The organism is Protofrankia sp. Cr2, from assembly GCF_963555885.1.
GTDB lineage: Bacteria > Actinomycetota > Actinomycetes > Frankiales > Frankiaceae > Protofrankia.
In genome coordinates, this window is the sequence record NZ_CAUVXG010000109.1 from 1 (window position 1) to 4,799 (window position 4,799).

At 67.9% G+C, this 4,799-nt stretch carries 1 protein-coding gene; it reads left to right on the plus strand.

What is annotated here, in order from left to right; translation table 11 throughout:
- Nucleotides 1–4,799, plus strand: a 4,799-nt coding sequence (locus tag U9978_RS23715; RefSeq protein ID WP_322763367.1) for a DUF6531 domain-containing protein, incomplete at both ends; no start/stop codon positions are given.

Below are 4,799 nucleotides of genomic sequence, written 5' to 3' on the forward strand. Positions count from 1 at the left end.
GGCCCGGCGTTGGGGGTGACCCGGACGTATAACAACCGGAATCCGGCCGATGGTCTGTTCGGGGTGGGCTGGTCGAGTCCGTATGACGTGGGGATCGCGCCGGATCTGGCGGGGGAGGGGAATATCGCGGTCCGCTATGCCGATGGGCGGGTGTCGCGGTTCGGTCGGAATCCGGATGGGTCGTTTGAACCGGCGTTGGGCTATTACTCGTCGCTGTGGGGGCCGTCGCCGCGGGTGGCGTCGTTTACCGGGGTGGATTCGGCGGTGTCGTTGGGGACGGCGGATACCGGGGAGGGCTGGCAGGTGCTGGCCGGTACGTGGGGGATAGCGGGGAACGACGCCTATCTGGTGGCGGCCGGTGCCGGGCGGAGTGTGGCGGTGTTGCCGGCCGGGTCGGACGGGACGGTGCGGTTCACCCTGCCGGTCGCGCAGGACGGGGTGGGGGTGGCGTTTCGGGTGCAGGACGCGGACAACATGTGGATGGTGTATGGCAAGCCGTCGGCGGGTCAGCTGGTGCTGGCCCGGCGGGTCGCCGGGGTGGACACGGTGGTGGCGACCGCGGCGGGCGGGTGTTGTGCGGCGGGGGATGTGTTCGCGGTGAGTACGGCGGGGTCGTCGATCGCGGTGTCGCGGAACGACCGGGTGGTGGCGACTGCGAGCAGTAGCAGTTTCCAGAGTGCGACGCGGGCCGGGGTGTATGCGCTCGGCACGGGTGTGGGGCGGGTCGGGTCGTTCGCCATCCTGGATGATCAGCAGCGGGATTCGTTCACCCGGGCGAACTCGGCGACCAGCGCCGGGGCGACGGATAACGGGGCGGTGTGGACGCCGCTGGCCGGCACGTGGGGGATTGACGCCAACCGGGCGTATCTGGCGGCGGCGGCGGGGAGTGCGAACCTGCTGGTGACGGCGGCGGCGGCGGACGGGTCGTTTAGTTTCACCGAGCCGGTGACGCAGGCGAACATGGGGTTGGCGTTCCGGGTCGCGGATACGGCGAATTTCTGGCGGTTGGTGGCGGTGCCGTCGTCGAGTAAATGGCGGTTGATCAAACGGGTGGGTGGGGTTGACACGACGGTTGCGGACGCGTCGGGTGCGTGTTGCACGACGTCGGACACGGTGACGGTGGTGACCAGCGGGCCGTCGATTGTTGTGTTGCGGAACGGGTCGCAGATTCTGTCGGTGACCGATCCGGCGGTGCTGTTCGGGACCCGGGCGGGGCCGTATGGTGAGGGGACGGGGTCGGGTCGGGTCGATGATGTGGTGTTCACCGCGGCGGTGGTGCTGCAGGACAAGACCGGGACGGTGTCGGCGTTCCGCTCGGATGGCCGGTTGACCAGGGTGACTGATGTCGCGGGCCGGGCGCTGGCGTTGTCCTATGACGCGAATAGCCGGTTGACGCAGGCGTTGAATGTCACGACGGGGCGGGCGTTGGCGTTCGCCTGGTCGGCGGGGCATGTCAGTCAGGTCGCGACGGGGACGGTGGCTGCCGCGGGTGGGCCGCTGGTCTGGTCGTATGGCTATTCGGGCAGCAATTTGACGAGTGTGGTGTCGCCGCGGTCGTCGACGCCGACGAGCTATGCGTATGCGTATAACGGGATGTTGGGGCAGACGACGTTGCCGCGGGGGAACATCGCGGAGACGATCGGGTACAACCTGGATGGGACGGTGGCGTGGCGGGAGGACGGGCTGGCTAACCGCACCATCTATGCGGTGCTCAGTACGAGTCCGACGGTGATTGTGCGGGTGACCGATCCGCGGGGGCATGCCGAGGATTGGGAGTACACCCTGGGGCAGTTGGTTTCGCATCGGGATGGGACGGGGAACCGGCGGTTCGCCTATAACGATCGGGGTTTCCTGTCGCAGGTGATCGATGAGAACGACAATGTGCTCACCCTCCAGACCGATAATCGGGGGAACATTCTGGTCCGTACGACGGTGCGGACGGTCGTCAACGGGACGCCGCAGACGAATACCGGCTATTACAGCTATTTTCTGGGTGCGCCGGGGGATCCCCGTAATGATGTGATGACGGTGTCGCGGGATGGCCGGTCGACCTCGGCGACGGATAATACCTATGCGACGACGTACACCTATAGTGCGCTGGGGGATCTGGTCGCGAAGAAGACGCCGGTCACGGCGGATTTCCCGTCCGGGCGGACCACGTCGTGGGTGTATGCGACCGGTGCGGAGGCGGCGACCGGGGGTGGGACGGTGCCCCGCGATGTGCTGCTGTCGACGACGGACCGGCGGGGCAAGACGACCAGTTTCTCCTATGACAGTAAGGGGGATCTGCGCCGGGATGTCGATCCGGTCGGGTTGGCTCATGACTACACCTACGACGAGGTGGGCCGGCAGGTCAGCGTCAAGGAAACCTCCGACAGCTTCCCGTCGGGGCTGACGACGACGGTCGGCTACGACAAGTTGTCGCGGGTTGCGCAGGTCAGCGAACCCGCCGTGGTCAATCCGATCTCGGGGGTGACGCACACCCGGGTGACCGTGCACAGCTATGACCTGAACGAGAACCTGGCCCAGACGGTGGTCTCGGATGCCACCGGTGGGGATATGGCGCGGACGACGACGTATGCCTATGACAACGACGATCGGGTGACGGCGACGACCGGGGCGGCGGGGGCGGCGGAGGCCGCGACGGTCGGGCGGAGCTATGACGGCGACGGGAATGTCGCGACGGCCACGGATCCGCAGGGCACGGTGACCGCGTTCACGTATACGGCGAAGAATCTGCTGGCGACCACCACGGTGAAGAACTTTGTGGATGATCCGGTGGCGGGGTCGACGCCGCGGGATGTGCTGGTCGAGTCCCGGGCTTATGATCCGGCGGGCCGGTTGGCGAGTGTGACCGACGCGTTGGGGCGGACGACGACGCACACCTACTGGTTGGATGATCTGCCGCGGCAGGACATTTTGGTGGGCTATCGGCCGCCGGACACCGTGAACGGGGTGCTGTCCACCTCGGGCGCCCGTGATGTTGTGCTGGCGGATCGGAGCTTTGACGGGGCGGGGCATCTGACGTCGGGGACGACCGGGGGCGGCCGGTTGACGGTGACCGCGGCGGTGGACGCGGCCGGGCGGACGACGCGCACGACGGTGGATCCGGCCGGGGTGGCGCGGACCGCTGATGTCACCTACGACGCGAATGATGATGTGACGTCGGTGGTGAGCGGGGCGGCGGGGACCGGCACGACCGGGCGGGTCGATACCGGCTTTGACAGTGCGTCGCGGCCGACGTCGGCGACGGTGTTCGGGGACGGGTCGGCGACGTTCGTGACGACCATGTTGCGGGATCAGCGGGGGTTCGTGACGGGGAGTGCGGATCCGCGGGGGTATGTGGCCGGTGGTGCGCCGGACCCGGCCTATCTGACGACCAGCAGCGTGGATGCGGCCGGGCGGCGGACGCAGGTGAAGGCGCCGTCGGTGTTGGTGGAGGAGAACGGGGCGGCGGCGAGCAGTAGCCGGCCGACCATTGATATCGGCTATGACACGTTCGGGGAGGTCACGCACTCCCGGGATGCCCGCGGGTTGGTCACGACTCGTAGCTTCGACCGGTTGGGTCGTCCGACGCAGGTGAGCTATCCCGTCTACACCCCGCCGGGTGGTAGTGCGCTGACCCCGGTTGAGTCGTGGACCTATGACCGTAACGGCAATGTGCTGACGCATGTGAATACGCGGGGGAAGACCGCGACGACGGTGTATGACCGGCGGAATCGGCCGGTGGCGGTGACCGAACCGTTGGTGGCGGGGGCGTCGGCGGCGGGGGTGAGCCGGCTGGGTTATGACGACGCCGGGAATGTGACGTCGTCGGTGAACGCGGTCGGGGTGTGGACGTTCCTGGCCTATGACGATCTGGATCGGGTGTGGGCGGCCACGGCGACGGAGCGGTCCCCGCAGGGTACGTTCACCACCTACACCGATCATGATGATGCGGGGAACGTCACCCGGGTGATCCGGCCGGCGAACAGTGGGTCGCAGGCGGCGTGGACGGGGGTGTATGACGCGGCCGGCGGGTTGCTGCAGGCCCGCGACGAGCTGGGGAAGTTGACGGTCTCTACCTATGATCTGGCCGGTCGGGTTGCGTCGGTGACGGATCCGTTGGGTCGGGTGACCCGGTCGACTTATGATCGGGCCGGCCGGCGGACCGCGGTGGCGCAGTTCTCCCCGTCGAATACGCAGTTGCGGTCGGCGACGGTGGGCTATGACGCGGCCGGGAATGCCACGTCGAACACGGACGGGAACGGGTGGACCACGACCCGCAGCGTCGATGCGCTCGATCAGCTGCGCAGCCTGGTGGAGCCGGTCACCGCGTCCACCTCGATTACCACGTCGGCGGGGTATGACGCGGCGGGGCATCGGACCCGGCTGACCGACGGTAATGGTCGGGCAACGGTGACGACGGTCAACAGTCTGGGTTTGGTCGAGAAGACGATCGAACCGTCCACGACGGCGTTTCCCGCGACGGCGGATCGGACCTGGCAGACCTCCTATGACGCCGGCGGGTTGCCGGTCAGTGTGCTGGCGCCGGGTGGGGTGACCCGGGCGCGGACGTTTGACGCGTTGGGTCGGTTGACCGCCGAGTCTGGTTCGGGTGGGGGTGCGGCGGCGGCGTCGCGGTCGGTGGGCTATGACCTGATCGGTCGGGTCACGTCGGTGAACCATCCCTCGGGCACCCAGTCGTTGACCTATAACGATCGGGATCTGCCGGTCGGGAGTGCGGGGCCGGCGGGGAGTTCCACGTTTGGTTATGACGCGTCGGGTCGGATGACCAGCCGCACCGACGGGGCGGGGAC